This window comes from Streptomyces sp. LZ34, from assembly GCF_053890475.1.
Genome location: NZ_CM132680.1, coordinates 3,973,421 through 3,989,683, shown reverse-complemented (window position 1 = coordinate 3,989,683; position 16,263 = coordinate 3,973,421). Strand labels below are relative to the sequence as shown.

Genomic DNA, 16,263 nt, shown 5'->3' with positions numbered 1-16,263 from the left:
GCGCACAATGACCCCATGGACACCAGGCGGGCACAGGGTCGAGCGGGGGAGTGGGCACGGCACTGGCGGTGGACCGGGCTGCCGGGTCTCGATCTGCTGCGGGCCCGTTACGTCCACCACAGCTTCCCCCGGCACTCCCACGACGGGTATGTGGTCGCCGCGGTCACCCGCGGGGTGGAGGAGGTCGGGCTGCCGGGCGGCACCGAGCGGGCCGGCCCCGGCACCGTCGTCATGATCAATCCGGAGGTGCCGCACACCGCGCGCGCCGGGGTGCCGGAGGGCTGGGCCTACGCCACGCTCTATCCGTCCGCGTCGGTGATCGCCGAGATCGCGGCCGAGATCACCACGGTCCGCGGCGCGGTCGGGTTCGCCGAGACCGTGGCCGAGGACGCGCGCGCCGCGCATCTCATCAGCGAGGTGCACCGGGCGGCCGAGGAAGGCGACGCGCTCGCCGCCGACAGCCTGCTGCGCGTCGCCGTCGCCCGCCTGCTGCGCCACCACGGCGGCCCGCTCCTCGCGCGCACGGCGCGTACCGCGGGCGCGCGCATGGCGGTGAGCGCCCGCGAGATCCTCGAGGAGCGGATGGCGGACCCACCCACCCTCGAGCAGCTGGCGGCCGAGCTCGGCACGGGCTCCTTCGCCCTCCTGCGCGCCTTCCGCGCCGCCCACGGCATGCCGCCGCACACCTGGCTCACCGACGCCCGGGTGCGCCGGGCCCGCCGCCTGCTGGAGGGCGGCGCCGCCCCCGCCGAGGCCGCGGTCGCCGTCGGCTTCACAGACCAGCCCCATCTGAACCGGCACTTCACCCGGATCGTCGGAGTGCCACCGGGCGCGTACCGGCGCGAGCGCGCCGCCGACCGGGTGAGGAGCGCGGCCAGGCCGTAGGCGAAGCGCTCGTCGAAGGACCCGGCGTCGACGTGGCCGAGCACCCGGTGAAGCGAGGGGTGGCCGGCGTCGGAGACCGCGGCCGCGAGGCGGTCTTCAGAGGACCGGTCGCCCAGGCGGTCCAGGCCGCCTCGCGCTCGTTCAGCCCGCCGTCGAGCAGCGCGCCGACGAGCGTGTCGGCGAAGCGCAGGGTGTGCGCCACGGCTCGCTTCCCGAGCCCCAGCCGCCTGTTCCGGGGTGCGCGCGGTGCTGCTCCGCCCCGACGGCCATATCGCGTGGGCCGGTACCGCGACGGACGACGCCACGCCGGCCGCGCCGGGTCCGGGCACCCGTCCCGGGGCGAGGAGGTGCAAGAACGTACAAGACCGGGCGCCATCCGGTCCCCTACTGTGCGGGGCGTGGCAGAACAGATCGACATACGTACGGGCTCCGCGACCGGCTCGGAGACCGGCCCCGGCCCCGGCTCCGAGCCCAAGGCGAGCGCGGCCGTGGTCCGCGACGCGCTGGGTGTCGGGGTCGCGGTCGGGCTCTCCGGCTTCGCCTTCGGGGTCACGTCGGCGGGCGCCGGCCTCAGCGTCGCGCAGACCTGTGCGCTCAGCCTCCTCGTCTTCACCGGCGCCTCGCAGTTCGCCCTGGTCGGCGCGCTGGCGGCGGGCGGCAATCCGCTCACCGCCGCTGCAAGCGCGTTCTTCCTGGGCGTGCGCAACGCCTTCTACGGACTGCGGCTGTCCGGCCTCCTCGACCTGCCCCGGCCGGTGCGCCCCCTGGCCGCCCACTGGGTTATCGACGAGACCTCCGCCGTCGCCCTCGCGCAGCCCGACCGGCGCACCGCGCGGCTCGGCTTCACCGTCACCGGCCTGAGCCTGTACGCCTTGTGGAACCTGACCACGCTGGCCGGCGCCCTCGGGGCGTCCGCGCTCGGCGACACCGCCGCCTGGGGCCTGGACGCCGCCGGCCCGGCGGTCTTTCTCGCCCTGCTGGCACCCATGCTCCGCGGCACGGTCGAGCGGGCCGCGGCCGGCCTCGGGGTGCTGCTCGTCCTCGGCTGTCTGCCGCTGCTGCCCGCCGGCGTGCCGGTCCTCGTGGCGGCGCTCGCCGCGCCCGCCGTCCTCGCCGTACACGGCCTGCGCGCCCGGCGCGCCACCGGGGAGGGCGGGGTCCGTTGAGCACCTGGATCGCCATCGGCGTCACCGCGGCCGGGTGCTACCTGGCCAAGCTGCTGGGCCTGTCGGTGCCCGCCGGCGCCCTGGAGCGCCCTGCCGTCCGCCGCCTCGCCGCGCTGCTCCCCGTCGCCCTGCTGGCCGCCCTCACCGCCCAGCAGACCTTCGGCGACGGGCAGCACCTGGCCCTCGACGCGCGGGCGGCCGGGCTCGGCGCGGCGGCGATCGCCCTGGTGCTGCGCGCCCCCTTTCTGGTGGTGGTCGCCGTCGCCGTGGTCGTCACCGCGGGCGTACGGGCGCTCTAGCCGAGAGCTCGGCCGTACGCGCGCAGGGTCAGCAGGGCCTCGATGGTCACGATCGGCCGCCATGCCAGGGCCGCCCCGGGCGCCGAGGAGCGCCTGCGGAGGGGCCAGCCGCCGTCCTCGCACTGGGAGGCCGCGAGGAAGTCCAGCGACCGGTCCACCTCGGCGTCGGTGAACCATGGGCGGGCCGGGGAGTCGGGGGTGCGCGCCACCTCGTGTACGAAGACCCGCTCGCCCGGGGCGCGGCCCTCCGGCAGCGGGTGCTCCTCGGCGCGCTCGGGGTCCAGCACCACCAGCCCCTGTTTGCGCACCCGCCGGCCGAGCCGCTCCGCCGCCGCCAGCGCGCGGGGGCGGTCCGGGGCGCCGTCGAGGAAGGAGACGGCCGCCAGCACCTCGTGCGGCCGGGGCGCCGCGCCCTCCTCCAGCGCCGCGACCGCCGCCCAGCAGAAATCCGTCGCCCGGAACAGCCAGGCGTGCCACACGTCGTTGCGGTGCAGCAGCCCCACCACCGGACCGGTCGCGGGCAGATCGCCGGCCGAGTCGTTCGCCACGGGGTTCCGGGAGGTCACCGCGGCGCCGGGTGGCGCGGGGCGGTGCGCCGGGAGCGCGCCGTCCAGGGTGGTGATCTCCGTCAGATAGCGGCACAGGAGCTCCACGCGCCGTCCCCCGCAGCGGCCGATCCCGTCCAGGACGCGCAGCGCGTGCGCGGCGTGCTGCGGCCGGCTGTGCGGGCCGCGCAGATCCGGCTCCAGCGCGTGGCCGTAGCCCCCGTCGTCACCCAGGTACGCGGCCAGCGCGGTCTCGACCGGGTCGGCGCCGCCGCCCAGGAAGTGGTACGCGAATCTGCGCTGCTCGAGCACCCGGGCGGTCAGCCACACGAACTGCTCGGCGCGGGCCAGCGGGGAGGAGGGGACTGCTGCGGATCGGTCCATGGGCCGACCGTAGGCCGGAAAGCGGTGTCGCACGGCGGCTCGCGTCCGACTGCACTCCCAGGAGCGCGATACTGATCGCATGCGGTTGACGGACTTCTGGCAGCGGATGGCGGACTACTTCGGCGAGGCGTACGCGGACTCCTTCGCGCGCGATCATGTGATGTCCGAGCTCGGTGGCCGTACCGTGCACCAGGCGCTGGACGCCGGCTGGGCGGCCAAGGACGTCTGGCGCGGGGTGTGCGCCGCCCTGGAGATTCCGGCCGACAGGCGTTGAGCGGCCGCCGGGCCCCGTGAGCCCGGAGTTCGCGGGGTGGCCGGATATCTTTCACCGATGTACGCCACACTTGCCCAGTGGCCCCAGCAGAAGAGACCCTCCCGCCCGACGCCGACGGCGTCCCCGACGGCCCCCAGACTGCCGCCGCCCGCGAGGCGCGGCCCGGCGCGGCCATGCCGCGCTGGCTGCCGCGCGCCATGGTGCTCGCGCTCGCCCTGCTGGCCTGTTATCGCCTGGCCACCTGGGCCTTCGACCAGCTGACCGGACTGCTCCTCAACATCCTGATCGCGTTCTTCCTCGCACTCGCCATCGAACCGGCCGTGGACCGGATGGCGGCGCGCGGCGTGCGCCGGGGGGTGGCCACCGGACTGGTCTTCCTCGGCATCCTGGTCGGCGTCGCGGGGTTCTTCACCCTGCTCGGCTCGATGCTCGCCGACCAGATCATGACCATGGTCGAGGACTTCCCGAAGTATCTGGACCAGTTGGTCATCTGGGCCAATGAGACCTTCCACACCGAGCTGTCACGGGTCGAGATCCAGGACAGCGTGCTCCACTCGGACTGGCTGCAGAGCTACGTCAAGAACAGCGCGAACAACGTGCTGGACGTCTCCGCGCAGGTCCTCGGGGGGCTCTTCAGGGTCCTGACGGTGACCCTCTTCGCCTTCTACTTCGCCGCCGACGGCCCCCGGCTGCGCCGCGCCCTGTGCTCGGTCCTGCCGCCGAGCCGGCAGGCCGAGGTGCTGCGCGCCTGGGAGATCGCGGTCGCCAAGACCGGCGGCTACATCTACTCGCGCGGCCTGATGGCGCTGATCTCCGGCATAGCGCACTACGTCCTGCTGGAGTGGCTGGGCGTGCCCTACGCCCCGGCGCTGGCCGTCTGGGTGGGGCTGATCTCCCAGTTCATCCCGACCATCGGCACCTACATGGCGGGCGCCCTGCCGATGCTGATCGCGTTCACCGTCGAGCCCTGGTACGCGCTGTGGGTGCTGGTCTTCGTCGTGGTCTACCAGCAGTTCGAGAACTACCTGCTGCAGCCGCGCATCACCGCCAGGACCGTGGACATCCACCCGGCCGTCTCCTTCGGCTCGGTGATCGCGGGCACCGCGCTGCTCGGTGCGGTGGGCGCGCTGATCGCGATCCCGGCGACCGCGACGCTGCAGGCGTTCCTCGGCGCGTACATCAAGCGGTACGACGTCACGGACGACCTGCGGGTCCAGGGCCGGAAGCGGCAGCGGCGGGGCATGTCGGCCCTCGCTCGGGCGCGGGACTCGCTGAAGCGGCGTAGTTGACACAAAAATCGAACATCCATTCTCATGGTGGATCTCGCCTGAGTTATCCACAGGTCGAGGGCGTCCGGGCCGCTTGTCAGTGGCAGGGGTTAGCGTCGTGGACGTGAAGCGATCGACTCAAGCAAACCGGGTGGAACCCATGGCAGGAACCGACCGCGAGAAGGCGCTCGACGCCGCGCTCGCACAGATTGAACGGCAATTCGGCAAAGGCGCAGTGATGCGCATGGGGGAGCGGCCGAACGAGCCGATCGAGGTGATTCCCACCGGGTCGACCGCGCTCGACGTCGCCCTGGGCGTCGGCGGCCTGCCGCGCGGCCGTGTGGTGGAGGTCTTCGGTCCCGAGTCCTCCGGTAAGACCACCCTGACCCTCCACGCGGTGGCGAACGCGCAGCGGGCCGGCGGCGCGGTCGCGTTCGTGGACGCGGAGCACGCCCTGGACCCGGACTACGCGCAGAAACTGGGCGTGGACACCGACTCCCTCATCCTGTCCCAGCCGGACAACGGCGAGCAGGCGCTCGAGATCACCGACATGCTGGTCCGCTCCGGCGCGCTCGACCTCATCGTCATCGACTCCGTCGCCGCCCTGGTGCCGCGGGCGGAGATCGAGGGCGAGATGGGCGACTCCCACGTCGGTCTGCAGGCCCGGCTGATGAGTCAGGCGCTCCGCAAGATCACCAGCGCGCTCAACCAGTCCAAGACCACCGCGATCTTCATCAACCAGCTCCGCGAGAAGATCGGCGTCATGTTCGGCTCCCCCGAGACGACGACCGGTGGCCGGGCGCTGAAGTTCTACGCCTCTGTGCGACTGGACATCCGCCGTATCGAAACCCTCAAGGACGGCACGGAAGCGGTGGGCAACCGCACCCGCGTCAAGGTCGTCAAGAACAAGGTCGCGCCGCCCTTCAAGCAGGCCGAGTTCGACATCCTCTACGGCCAGGGCATCAGCCGCGAGGGCGGCCTGATCGACATGGGCGTCGAGCACGGCTTCGTCCGCAAGTCCGGCGCCTGGTACACGTACGAGGGCGACCAGCTCGGCCAGGGCAAGGAGAACTCCCGGAACTTCCTGAAGGACAACCCCGACCTCGCCAACGAGATCGAGAGGAAGATCAAGGAGAAGCTGGGCATCGGCGTCAAGCGGGAGGAGCCGGCCGCCGAGCCGGGCGCCGACGTGGCCGCCCCGGCCGCCTCGGCCGCGGCTCCCGCCGCGCCGGTGAAGGCGGCGCCCGCCACGGCGGCCAAGGCCGGGACGAAGGCGGCCAAGACCGCCGCGGCCAAGAGCTGACCGTGACGCGGCGGACCGACTGGCCGGACGGCCAAGGCCGTCCGGCCGGCCCGGACAGCGGCGCCCCCTCCTCGTCGAGGGCCGAGCAGGGGCCGCCGCGCAGCCCGGAGGAGCAGGCGCGGGCGATCTGCCTGCGCCTGCTCACCGGGACCCCGCGCACGCGCAGACAGCTCGCGGACGCGCTGCGGACCCGTGGCATCCCCGACGAGGTGGCGCAGGAGGTGCTGTCCCGGTTCGAGGACGTCGGGCTGATCGACGACGCGGCGTTCGCGGACGCCTGGGTGGAGTCCCGCCACCACAGCCGGGGCCTCGCCCGCCGGGCGCTCGCGCGTGAGCTGCGCACCAAAGGCGTGGACTCGGCCCTGATCGACGAGGCCGTGGGGCAGCTCGACGCCGAGCAGGAGGAGCGCACCGCCCGGGAGCTGGTCGAGCGCAAGCTGAGGGCCACCCGCGGCCTCGACCGGGAGAAGAGGCTGCGCCGCCTGGCCGGGATGCTCGCGCGCAAGGGCTATCCGGAGGGGGTGGCGCTGCGCGTGGTGCGGCGCGCGCTGGAGGAGGAGGGGGAGGACCCGGAGCTGCTGGAGCGGCATCTGCCCGACGCATAGCGGTATCTGCCCGACGTCCGGGGGAGGCGCGAGGGCGAGAGGGGGGTTAACCCGACCATGAAGACGCCGGTCGGCAGGAGGGCCCCCGCCTCGGGCCCCGTGGAATGGTGCGCTCATGACAGTGCACACCCGACGGCGAGCCATGATGCTGCGCTATGCGATACGGACCCTGCGCGCCCGCAAAGGCGGATTCATCGGCGCGCTGCTCGCGTTGCTCTGCGCCTCGGCACTGATCACCGCCTGCGGTGTGCTGCTGGAGACGGGCCTGCGCGGCCCCATCACCACCGAGCGCTATGCCGCGACCCCCGTCGTCGTCTCGGCCGACCAGAACGTGCACCGGATCACCGTCAAGCACAAAAAGGGCAAGACGAAGGTCAAGAACAAGGCCAAGCCCCTCGCCGAGCACGTCTGGCTGCCGTATGACATGGTGCGCACCGTCCAGCGCGTCCCCGGTGTGCGCCGGGCCGTCCCCGAAGTCACCTTCCCCGCCTACGCGGTGACGCCCGACGACCGCGTCCTGTCCGGCCCCGACGGCACTCCCTCGTACGGCCACGCCTGGAGCTCCGCGCCGCTGACCCCGTTCGTCCTCTCCCGCGGCAGCGCCCCGCGCGCCACCGGCGACGTCGTCGTCGACCGCGAACTCGCGGCCCGCGCCCGCCTTGCGCCCGGTGACCGGCTCACCGTCCAGTCCACCGCCGCCCCCCGCGCCTACCGCGTCACCGGCATCGCCGCCCCCGCCGACGGCGATCTGCGCCGGCAGACCAGCCTGTTCTTCACCGATGCCGAGGCGAAGCGGCTCGCCGCCCATCCCGGCGAGACCGCCGCCATCGGCGTACTGGCCGAACCGGGCACAGACCCGGCCCGGCTGAAGCAGGACCTCGCCACGGCCCTGAGCGGCACCAAGGCCCGGGTCCACATCGGCGGCGACCGCGGGCCCGCCGAGTTCCCCGACGCCGCGGCCGCCCGCATCCGCCTGGTCAGCATGGGCGGCGCCATGGGCGGCACATCGCTGCTGGTCGCGATCCTCGTCGTGGTCGGTACCTTCGCCCTCTCCATCCAGCAGCGCCATCGCGAGATCGCCCTGCTCCGGGCCATCGCCGCCACACCGCGCCAGATCCGCCGCCTCCTCGGCCGGGAGGCCCTCGTCGTCGGCCTGGTGGCGGGCGTCCTGGGCTCGCTCGCCGGACTGCCGCTCGCCCACTGGCTGTACGGCCGGTTCGTGGCGAACGGAGCCGTCCCCGCCACCCTGCACCTCGCCGTCAGCGTCTTCCCGATGGCCGCGGCCGTGGTCACCACGGTGCTCGGCGCCTGGGCCGCGGCCCGGATCTCCGCCCGCCGGATCATCCGCATCCGGCCCGCCGAGGCCCTGTCCGAGGCCGCGGTCGAGCGCTCCCGCCCGGCCGTGGGGCGGGTGCTGGCCGGACTGGCGCTGCTGGCCGGGGGCGTGGTCCTGGTCGTACTCCTCGGCCATCTGCACACCGAGCCCGCCTCGACTCCCGTCACCTACCTCGCCGTCGTCGTCCTCGCCGGGGCCGTCGCGCTACTCGGACCGCTGATCGTCCGTATAGCCGTCACCATCCTCGCGCTGCCGCTGCGCGCGGTCCGGCCCTGGGGCCGGCTGGCCACCGCCAACCTCCGCGGGAACGCCACCCGGATGGCCGCCGCCGTCACCCCGCTCGTGCTGCTGATCGGCATGGCCGCCACGGTCCTCTTCCTCCACCCCACGCTCGACGAAGCCTCCCGGCGCCAGGCCAGGGACGGCAACCGCGCCGACTGGACGCTCGCGTCCGAGGGCCCCGGCGTGCCCGGGGCGGCGGCCGCCGCGGTCCGCGGCACGCCGGGCGTCACGGCGGCGACCGAGGTGGTGCGGACCACCGTGCGCGTCGGCCTCGACAAGTACCCGGCCCAGGGCGTGACCCCCGAGGGGCTGACCCGGACCTGGGACCCGGATGTCACCCGGGGCTCCCTGGCCCGCTTCGGCGCGGGCACCGTGGCCGTCAGCGAGGTCGCGGCCGACGACCTGGGACTGGCCCCCGGTGACAAGCTGAGGCTCACGCTCGGGGACGGCACCCGCGCCACGCTCACGGTCGTCGCCGTCTACGCCCGCGGGCTGGGCTTCGGCGATCTGACGATGCCTCATGACCTGGTGGCCCGGCATGTCGACAATCCGCTGGCCTCGTCGGTGCTCGTGGCCGCGGGCCACGCCGTCCGGGCCGACCTGGCGAAGGCCGTGCGGGACTTCCCGGGTGTACGGGTCCTCGGCCCGGACCGGGCCTGGGAGCTGCGGGCCGCGAGCGCGCGGTCGAACGCGGAAGTCGACTACATCGCGATGGGCCTCATCGTGGCCTTCACCGCCATCGCAGTCGTCAACACCCTGGCCATGTCCACGGCCGAGCGCGGCCGCGAGTTCGCGATGCTCAGGCTGGCCGGGGCCACCCGGCGCCAGGTGCTGCGGATGCTGCGGATCGAGACGGCGGGCCTGCTGCTGATCGCGGCCGTCCTGGGGACCGGCACGGCCCTGGCCGTTCTGACCGCGTTCAGCATCGGGATGACGGGCGGCGCGGCGCCCGCCGTCGTCCCGCTCACCTACGGACTCCTGCTGGGACTCGCGGCCCTGCTCGCCTTCACGGCGACCGTGCTGCCCGGGCGGCTGGCCCTGTCGGCCCGGCCGGTGGATCTGGCCTCGGCCAAGGAGTGAGGGCTCAGGAGTGCGGGCTGACCGGCAGCCCCGCCGCGCGCCACGCCTGGAAGCCGCCGACCAGGTCCGTGGCGCGGGACAGCCCGAGCTGCCGCAGCGAGACCGCCGCGAGGCTCGACGCATACCCCTCGTTGCACACCACCACGATCCGCAGATCGTGGTCCGTGGCCTCGGGCAGCCGGTGGTCGCACAGCGGGTCGAGCCGCCACTCCAGTTCGTTCCGCTCGACGATCAGCGCGCCCGGGATGGTCCCGTCCCGCTCCCGCAGCGCGGCGTACCGTATGTCCACCAGCAGCCCGCCCTCGGCCTGCGCCGCCGCGGCCTCGGCGGGCCCGAGGCGGTGCAGGCCGACACGGGCCTCGGCCAGCAGTTCGTCGATGCTCCGCTTGGTGCTCATCAGGTCACTCCCACTCGCCCGGCAGCTCGATCTGCTCCAGCCGCAGCACCTGTCCGGTGCGGCTGTATCGGCGCATCAGCGGCAGCGGCGGGTAGTAGGCGTGCACCGACACGGCATGCCGCTCCGTGGAGGTGTTGAGCACCTCGTGTACGTGGTGCGGGCCGAAGGCCCGCCCCTGTCCGGTGGGAAGCCGCCGCTCACGGTCGACGTCGTCGGCCAGTTCGAGGGTCTTCCAGCCCTCGGTGGGCAGGCGCGCGGCGAGCGACTGCTCGTACAGTTCACCGGCCGCCGTGAGGAACGCGCCGTGCGAGCCGCCGTGGTCGTGCCAGCCGGTGCCGGTGCCGGGAGGCCAGCCGATCAGCCACGCCTCGCTGCCGCCGGGCCCGTCGAGCCGCAGCCAGGTGCGGCCCTCCGGGTCGAGGGGGAGCGAGTCGACGAGCGCGGTGTCGGCGGCCGTACGGCGGGCGAATTCGAGGAGTTCCGCCGGGCCGGGCGCGGCGTCGGCGGAGGGCCGGGCGGGCGCCGAGGGCTGGGCGGGGGAGGAGGTGCGTACGTCGGGCACAGAGACCGTCCTGAGTGATCGCGAAAGGGGCGCGACCCGAGCCGCGCGGGAAAAGCCGATCAGCAGGAGGGGCGACAGACGCAGCCCGCGTAGCGGACGAGGTCCACATGGACCCTCCGCCAGAAGCGAGGCAGCTGAGCGTCAGTCACAGGGCGTACTCAACCACGGGCCGGAAAGCAAGGTCAACTACTGCTGTCCACTCCTCGGACGCACCCCGTTGCGCACCCCGTTGCGCACGCCGTCGCTCACGCCGTGCGCGCCGCCCTATCGGTGCGCCGTCGCCTCCGCCTCCACCGACGACCCCTCGTCGGACCCGCCGCGCGCGGCCTTCCCGCCCAGCGCCGCGTCCGCGCATGCGTACAGCTCGGCCGGGCGCACCCCGGACAGCGCCGCGACCAGATGCCCGTCGGGCCGCACCAGCAGCACGGTGTGGGCCGGGGCCCCCGGGTACTCCTCGGCGACCAGCAGTTCGGCCCGTACCGGCAGCGCCGCGACCGCCGCCGCCAGCCGGGGCATCAGCCCCGCGCGCAGCCAGTGGCGGCGGTCCCACACCCCCGTCCCGGGGGCGACGAGGACGACCAGCAGCTCCCGCCCCAGCCGCGCCCGCAGCCGGGTGAGTGCCCCGTCCGACGCGGTCACCGGCACATCGGCGGCGGGCGCGCCGATCTCGGTGTCGACCGTGACCGAGCCCTCGGGGGCCGCTGCGGGCATCAGGGGCGAGCGGCCGTAGACCGGCGGCTCGCCCAGCGGGCCGCGCCCCAGGTGACCGTCGGTGAGCAGCGCGTCGTGGGCGCGCACCGCGCCGGGCAGTACGGAGCGCCGCACCGCATGCCAGCCGCCGGACGACCGCACCAGCGGCAGCGCCTGATCCGCGGCGCGCAGCCGGGCGCTCACCGCGCCGCGCCGCTCGGCCTGATAGCTGTCGAGCAGCGCGTCCGTCGCCCCGTGGTGCCAGGCGAGGGCCAGCTTCCAGGAGAGGTTGCCGACGTCGCGCAGCCCCTCGTCGAGCCCCTGGGTGCCGAGCGCGCCGAGCAGATGGGCGGCGTCCCCGGCGAGGAAGGCGCGGCCGACGCGCCAGCGGCGCGCGAGCCGGTGGTGCACGGTGTGTACGCCGGTGTCCAGAAGCTCGTAGGGGGGAGCGGGGTCGCCGCACCACCCCGTGAGGGTGTCGCGCACCCGGGAGAGGAGCGCGTCCGGCGTGACCAGGTCGCGGCCCGGCGGCAGCAGCCAGTCCAGCCGCCAGGCTCCGCGGGGCAGCGGGCGGGCGGTCACCTCCGCGTCGACGGTGCGCCACGGTGGCGAGCGGTGCAGCACGGCTTCGCCGGGCCAGGGGAGTTCGGCGCGCAGCGCGGCGACCGCGTGCCGCTCCACCGCGGTGCGGCCCGGGAAGCGCACGCCCAGGAGCTTGCGGACGGTGGACCGCGGACCGTCGCAGCCGATCAGGTAGCTGCCCCGCCACCAGGTGCCCTGGGCGCCCCGGGTGTGGACGCTGACGCCCCGGGCGTCCTGTTCCAGGGTGTCGAGGCGGGTGCCCGAGACGATCCGTACCAGGTCCTCGCCGGGGACGGTGGCCAGCGCGGCGCGCAGGGCACGGGTGAGTTCGTGCTGGGGCAGGTGCAGCGGCGAGGGCAGCTCCGGGTCCTCCGCCTCGTCGCCCTCCGGGCCGGCGCCGAGGCCGCCAGTGCCGTCGTCGCGGGCGTAGCCGTCGTCACGGACATAGCCGACGTCGTAGCCGTGGCCGTCCGCGGGGCCGGGGAGGAGCGGGCCGCCGGAGGCGAAGAGGCCGCCGGGCACCAGGGTCAGCTGCTGGACCACCTGCCGCCGCCGCATGGTGCGCCAGCCGGTCCACGGCACGGCCGCCTGGGCGGCCCGGCAGCCCAGCCGCTCCAGCAGGGCGGCGGTGTCGGGGCGCAGCACGGCCGTACGGGCAGGGCGGCGCTCGTCGTCGCCCGGGCTCTCGTCGAGCAGGATGACGGGCACCTCGGCGCGCGCGAGCGCGAGGGCCAGGGCGAGGCCGACCGGGCCCGCCCCGGCGACGATCACCGGGTCCACGGCGCGGTTCCCGTGACCCTGCGGGACGTACGTGAGTTGAGGAAACTGGCAGTTGAAACCCGGTGCGCGATCACACAAAGTATGCAACCCACTGCGGGTCCCCGCGTCAAGCGACGGGGGCGGTGGCGCGTACGCCACCGCCCCCGTCGGACCGGATATCGGACCGGGTATACGGTCAGTTCTTCTTCGACGTGTCGACCGGCCCGGCGACCTCGGCATGATCGACGACGTCCAGAGCGTCTCCCGCCGCGACCGGCTGCTCGGCCGGGGCGACCGCGATGCCGCTCTTGGTGCGCCGGCCGCGCCGCTCGATCCAGGTGGCCAGGGCGGACAGCGCCATACACAGGGCCACGTAGATGACACCGACGACGATGATCACCGGGACGTACGGGTAGTCGTCGTTGACGACCGTGTTGCCCGCCACCTGCTGGGCCTTGTACAGCAGCTCCTCGTACGTGATCACGTAGCCGAGCGAGGTGTCCTTCAAGGTGACCACCAGCTGGCTGATGATGGTCGGCAGCATCGCGCGGACACCCTGCGGGATCAGGACCGTCACCATGACCTGGGTCTTGCGCATACCCAGGGCGTAGGCGGCCTCACGCTGCCCCTTGGGCACCGAGTTGATGCCCGCCCGCAACACCTCGGCCTGCACCGAGCCGTTGTAGACGGTCAGGCCGATGACCAGTGCCCAGAATTCCGTCTGGGTGCCCTCGAATCCCAGCTCCGACTTGTAGGTGAGGAAGAGCACCCACAGGGCGTAGATGGTGATCAGCAGCGGGACGGCCCGGAACAGCTCGATGAATCCGGTCGTGAACAGGCGGACCCACTTGTGGTCCGAGAGCCGGCCGACGGCCAGCAACGCGCCGAGCACCAGCGACAGCACCGCGGCCACCGCGAACACCTGGAGGGTGGTCAGCAGGCCGTCGATGATGTCGTTCTGGACACCCGTGTAGTTGAAGATGTCCCACATCTCCGGCGCGAACTGGCCCTTGTCGTTCAGTCGCACGATGACGAAGACGATCAGGCCGATCACGGCGAGAGTGCCGATGACCGAGTAGACGCGGTTGCGTATACGGGCCTTGGGACCGGGCGCGTCGTACAGGACGCTCGCGCTCATCGGGCCACCTCCATGCGGCGCTCCAGAATTCGGAAGATCCCGCTGATGGAGAAGGTGATGAGCAGGTAGCAGAGCGAGATCCACAGGAAGGTCCAGCCGATCGCGTACCCCTTGTCGCTCAGCAGCTTCGAGACGCTGAACAGCTCGGTGTTGCTGAAGGCGCCCGCGATGGCGGAGTTCTTGGTGAGCGCGATGAATATGCTGCTCAGCGGCGGGATCACGGTCCGGGTGGCCTGCGGAAGGACGATCATCCGCAGGGTCTGGAAGAAGGTCATCCCCAGGCTCCGGGCCGCCTCGGCCTGCCCGATCGGCACCGTGCCGATGCCGGAGCGCACAGCCTCGCAGACGAACGTCGAGGTGTAGCAGCCCAGCGCCCCCACGGCGAGCTTGTACGGGCTCGTCCCGGGGAAGAGGATCTGGGGGATCACGAAGAACGCGATCAGGAACAGCAGGGTCAGCGGGGTGTTGCGCAGCAGGGTGACCCAGGCGGTACCGACGGCACGCAGCGGCGGAATGGGGGACACCCTGAAGCCGGCCATGACAATGCCGAGGATGAGGGCGAGCACCGCGCTGGCCGCGGTGAGCGACAGGGTACCGAGGAACCCGTCGCGGAACTCGGGAAAGAAATCGAAGAGTAGGTTCATCTGTTCTCCGCGCTAGCGGTCAGGTCAGCGCGACGGATCGCACCGGCTTCAGGGCGTTCGGGGAGAACCGGCTCAGTAGCGCGGCAGGGGCGTCTTCGGGGCGACGTAGGCGGAGCCGGACTTGCCGAGCGTGCCCTCGTACGCCTTCTTGTAGTCGCCGTTCTTGATGTGCTTCTCGAGCGCGTCGCTGATCGCGTCGCGCAGCGCCTTGTCGTCCTTGTTCATGCCGACGCCGTAGGGCTCCTCGGTGAACGGCTTGCCGACGACCTTGAGCTTGCTCGGGCGCTGGGCCGCGTAGCCCTTGAGGATCGCGTCATCGGTGGTGACCGCGTCCACCTGGCCGTCCAGCAGGCTCTTGACGCACAGCGAGTACTTGCCGAGCTCGGTGGTCTTGGCGCCGTACTTCGGCTTCTTGATCTCCTGCAGCGGAGTGGAGCCGACGATCGAACAGACCTTCTTGCCCTTGACGGAGTCCGGGCCGGTGATGCCCTTCTCGTCCTTGCGCACCAGCAGGTCCGCGCCGGCCACGTAGTACGGGCCCGCGAAGCCGACCTGCTTCTTGCGCTCGTCGTTGATGGTGTAGGTGCCGACGTAGTAGTCGACCTGGCCCTTGGAGATGGAGGTCTCGCGGACGTTGGAGTCGACCGTCTTGAACTCGATCTGGTCCTCGGAGAAGCCCAGGTCGGCGGCGACCATCTTGGCGATCTCGACGTCGAAGCCGGAGCGCTTGCCGGTGGTGTCCTCGAAGCCGAGGTAGGGCTGGTCGGCCTTGGCGCCGATGATGAGCTTGCCGCGCTTCTGTGCCGCCTTGAGGGTCGGCGAGTCCAGCTTCACGTCCTTGGCGACGGTGTACTTGCCGCTGACGACCTCGCCGCCCTTGGGCTTGTCGCCGGCGTTGCCCTCCTTGCCACCGCAGGCAGCGGTCGCCGCCAGAGCCAGAACCACCGAAGCCGCTGCGGCCGTCTTACGAATTCTCATCGTGCATCCCTCAAGTTTTGTTGTGCGTGTGTGAAGACGTGGGTGAGCCGTGCGGGGCTCAGTGGTGGAGCCAGGTGCGGGCTTGAGAAGCCGGGTGTGGGCCTCAGTGGTGAAGGATCTTCGACAGGAAGTCCTTGGCCCGGTCGCTGCGGGGGTTGTTGAAGAACTCCTCCGGCTCGGCCTCTTCGACGATCCGGCCGTCGGCCATGAAGACCACCCGGTTCGCCGCGGAGCGGGCGAAGCCCATCTCGTGGGTGACGACGACCATCGTCATACCGTCCCGGGCGAGCTGCTGCATGACGTCCAGCACCTCATTGATCATCTCCGGGTCGAGCGCGGAGGTCGGCTCGTCGAACAGGATCGCCTTCGGGTCCATGGCCAGCGCCCGGGCGATGGCCACGCGCTGCTGCTGACCGCCGGACATCTGCGCGGGGTACTTGTCCGCCTGCTTGCCCACGCCCACTCGGTCGAGCAGCGTGCGGGCCTTCTCCTCGGCGGTCTTCTTGTCTGCCTTGCGCACCTTCAGCTGGCCCAGCATCACGTTCTCGAGCACGGTCTTGTGCGCGAAAAGGTTGAACGACTGGAAGACCATGCCGACGTCGGCGCGCAGGCGGGCGAGCTCCTTGCCCTCTTGAGGCAGTGGCTTGCCGTCGATCGTGATGGTGCCGGAGTCGATCGTCTCCAGGCGGTTGATGGCGCGGCAGAGGGTCGACTTGCCGGACCCGGAAGGGCCGATCACAACGACCACTTCGCCCCGTGCGACGTTCAGGTTGATGTCCTGGAGCACATGCAGCGCGCCGAAGTGCTTGTTGACTCCTGACAGCGCAACCAACGCGTCCGCAACCGGAGTTGCGTCCTTGGTCACCGGTACTTCGCTCATTCGGCGTTTCGCTCCGTCCTCCTCGGTTGGGAGGACCATAGGGGGCCGCCGAGACCAGCGTCATTACATCTGAGCGGAAATTGAGGATAACGATCCGACAGCGGGGCGACACTCTGTGTGAGCGAGGTCCGGGGCTGGCGTACCGGCTACGTAACGGAAACCTAAGTGTGACTAGATGCGTCTTGACTGGCACGTGCCGTCTGGGC

General features: G+C 72.4%; 16 protein-coding genes and 1 pseudogene. 8 read left to right on the top strand and 9 right to left on the bottom strand.

Annotated elements, in window-relative coordinates; genetic code table 11:
* Window positions 1-15 precede the first annotated feature (15 nt).
* The 3 genes from ACWY4P_RS15455 (at window position 16) to ACWY4P_RS15445 (ending at window position 2,350) form a co-directional block, all read left to right on the top strand.
* Window positions 16-885, top strand: coding sequence for an AraC family transcriptional regulator (locus ACWY4P_RS15455; RefSeq protein ID WP_456211131.1), 870 nt, complete (start codon window positions 16-18; stop codon window positions 883-885).
* A gap of 416 nt (window positions 886-1,301) precedes the next feature.
* Entirely contained in the window at window positions 1,302-2,051 is a 750-nt protein-coding gene (locus tag ACWY4P_RS15450) for an AzlC family ABC transporter permease (RefSeq protein ID WP_456212934.1), read from the top strand.
* On the top strand, window positions 2,048-2,350 hold the full coding sequence (locus ACWY4P_RS15445; RefSeq protein WP_456211130.1) for an AzlD domain-containing protein: 303 nt from the start codon (window positions 2,048-2,050) through the stop codon (window positions 2,348-2,350). The genes ACWY4P_RS15450 and ACWY4P_RS15445 overlap by 4 nt, the downstream gene beginning before the upstream one ends.
* Here ACWY4P_RS15445 and ACWY4P_RS15440 read toward each other — a convergent pair.
* Complete coding sequence (locus ACWY4P_RS15440; RefSeq protein ID WP_456211129.1) at window positions 2,347-3,279, bottom strand: hypothetical protein; 933 nt, start codon at window positions 3,277-3,279, stop codon at window positions 2,347-2,349. The two genes, ACWY4P_RS15445 and ACWY4P_RS15440, sit on opposite strands and share 4 nt — an antisense overlap.
* A gap of 79 nt (window positions 3,280-3,358) precedes the next feature.
* On the opposite strand from ACWY4P_RS15440, the gene ACWY4P_RS15435 reads away from it, so the two are divergent.
* The 5 genes and pseudogenes from ACWY4P_RS15435 (at window position 3,359) to ACWY4P_RS15415 (ending at window position 9,427) form a co-directional block, all read left to right on the top strand.
* The gene (locus ACWY4P_RS15435; protein ID WP_456211128.1) at window positions 3,359-3,553 is read left to right on the top strand and encodes a DUF3046 domain-containing protein; all 195 of its coding nucleotides are present in this window, start codon (window positions 3,359-3,361) and stop codon (window positions 3,551-3,553) included.
* A 77-nt stretch (window positions 3,554-3,630) separates the two neighbouring features.
* A complete protein-coding gene (locus tag ACWY4P_RS15430; protein WP_456211127.1) occupies window positions 3,631-4,842 on the top strand; it encodes an AI-2E family transporter in 1,212 nt (403 codons plus the stop codon).
* A 139-nt stretch (window positions 4,843-4,981) separates the two neighbouring features.
* The gene (gene recA, locus ACWY4P_RS15425; RefSeq protein WP_456211126.1) at window positions 4,982-6,124 is read left to right on the top strand and encodes a recombinase RecA; all 1,143 of its coding nucleotides are present in this window, start codon (window positions 4,982-4,984) and stop codon (window positions 6,122-6,124) included.
* Window positions 6,013-6,729: pseudogene (gene recX, locus ACWY4P_RS15420) on the top strand (recombination regulator RecX); the annotation flags it as partial. The gene recA and the pseudogene recX, both read left to right, overlap by 112 nt.
* 142 nt (window positions 6,730-6,871) lie before the next feature.
* Window positions 6,872-9,427 carry an FtsX-like permease family protein gene (locus tag ACWY4P_RS15415; protein ID WP_456212933.1) on the top strand — a complete coding sequence of 852 codons (2,556 nt, stop codon included), beginning with the start codon at window positions 6,872-6,874 and terminating at the stop codon, window positions 9,425-9,427.
* 4 nt (window positions 9,428-9,431) lie between these two features.
* On the opposite strand, the gene ACWY4P_RS15410 is transcribed toward ACWY4P_RS15415, so the two are convergent.
* The 8 genes from ACWY4P_RS15410 to ACWY4P_RS15375 all read right to left on the bottom strand — a co-directional run bounded on the left by ACWY4P_RS15410 (window position 9,432) and on the right by ACWY4P_RS15375 (window position 16,057).
* Window positions 9,432-9,824, bottom strand: coding sequence for a rhodanese-like domain-containing protein (locus ACWY4P_RS15410; RefSeq protein WP_456211125.1), 393 nt, complete (start codon window positions 9,822-9,824; stop codon window positions 9,432-9,434).
* 4 nt (window positions 9,825-9,828) lie between these two features.
* Window positions 9,829-10,386, bottom strand: coding sequence for a cysteine dioxygenase (locus tag ACWY4P_RS15405; protein WP_456211124.1), 558 nt, complete (start codon window positions 10,384-10,386; stop codon window positions 9,829-9,831).
* Window positions 10,387-10,445: 59 nt separating this feature from the next.
* Complete coding sequence (locus ACWY4P_RS15400; protein ID WP_309506048.1) at window positions 10,446-10,493, bottom strand: hypothetical protein; 48 nt, start codon at window positions 10,491-10,493, stop codon at window positions 10,446-10,448.
* A gap of 157 nt (window positions 10,494-10,650) precedes the next feature.
* Window positions 10,651-12,438 carry an FAD-dependent monooxygenase gene (locus tag ACWY4P_RS15395; RefSeq protein ID WP_456211123.1) on the bottom strand — a complete coding sequence of 596 codons (1,788 nt, stop codon included), beginning with the start codon at window positions 12,436-12,438 and terminating at the stop codon, window positions 10,651-10,653.
* A gap of 175 nt (window positions 12,439-12,613) precedes the next feature.
* Window positions 12,614-13,555 (bottom strand): amino acid ABC transporter permease, encoded by a 942-nt coding sequence (locus ACWY4P_RS15390; RefSeq protein ID WP_456211122.1) that lies wholly within the window; start codon window positions 13,553-13,555, stop codon window positions 12,614-12,616.
* The gene (locus ACWY4P_RS15385; protein ID WP_456211121.1) at window positions 13,552-14,199 is read right to left on the bottom strand and encodes an amino acid ABC transporter permease; all 648 of its coding nucleotides are present in this window, start codon (window positions 14,197-14,199) and stop codon (window positions 13,552-13,554) included. Before ACWY4P_RS15385 ends, ACWY4P_RS15390 begins: the two co-directional genes overlap by 4 nt.
* A gap of 72 nt (window positions 14,200-14,271) precedes the next feature.
* The gene (locus tag ACWY4P_RS15380) at window positions 14,272-15,177 is read right to left on the bottom strand and encodes a glutamate ABC transporter substrate-binding protein (RefSeq protein WP_456211120.1); all 906 of its coding nucleotides are present in this window, start codon (window positions 15,175-15,177) and stop codon (window positions 14,272-14,274) included.
* 103 nt (window positions 15,178-15,280) lie between these two features.
* Window positions 15,281-16,057 carry an amino acid ABC transporter ATP-binding protein gene (locus ACWY4P_RS15375; RefSeq protein ID WP_456211119.1) on the bottom strand — a complete coding sequence of 259 codons (777 nt, stop codon included), beginning with the start codon at window positions 16,055-16,057 and terminating at the stop codon, window positions 15,281-15,283.
* Window positions 16,058-16,263: the final 206 nt, after the last annotated feature.

Excerpts from the sequence above, each read along its gene's own strand:
- ACWY4P_RS15455 (WP_456211131.1), top strand. The coding sequence starts at position 16 with ATGGACACCAGGCGGGCACAGGGTCGAGCGGGGGAGTGGGCACGGCAC.
- ACWY4P_RS15440 (WP_456211129.1), bottom strand. The coding sequence starts at position 3,279 with ATGGACCGATCCGCAGCAGTCCCCTCCTCCCCGCTGGCCCGCGCCGAG.
- ACWY4P_RS15435 (WP_456211128.1), top strand. The coding sequence starts at position 3,359 with ATGCGGTTGACGGACTTCTGGCAGCGGATGGCGGACTACTTCGGCGAG.
- recA (WP_456211126.1), top strand. The coding sequence starts at position 4,982 with ATGGCAGGAACCGACCGCGAGAAGGCGCTCGACGCCGCGCTCGCACAG.
- ACWY4P_RS15415 (WP_456212933.1), top strand. The coding sequence starts at position 6,872 with ATGATGCTGCGCTATGCGATACGGACCCTGCGCGCCCGCAAAGGCGGA.
- ACWY4P_RS15410 (WP_456211125.1), bottom strand. The coding sequence starts at position 9,824 with ATGAGCACCAAGCGGAGCATCGACGAACTGCTGGCCGAGGCCCGTGTC.
- ACWY4P_RS15390 (WP_456211122.1), bottom strand. The coding sequence starts at position 13,555 with ATGAGCGCGAGCGTCCTGTACGACGCGCCCGGTCCCAAGGCCCGTATA.
- ACWY4P_RS15385 (WP_456211121.1), bottom strand. The coding sequence starts at position 14,199 with ATGAACCTACTCTTCGATTTCTTTCCCGAGTTCCGCGACGGGTTCCTC.
- ACWY4P_RS15380 (WP_456211120.1), bottom strand. The coding sequence starts at position 15,177 with ATGAGAATTCGTAAGACGGCCGCAGCGGCTTCGGTGGTTCTGGCTCTG.
- ACWY4P_RS15375 (WP_456211119.1), bottom strand. The coding sequence starts at position 16,057 with ATGAGCGAAGTACCGGTGACCAAGGACGCAACTCCGGTTGCGGACGCG.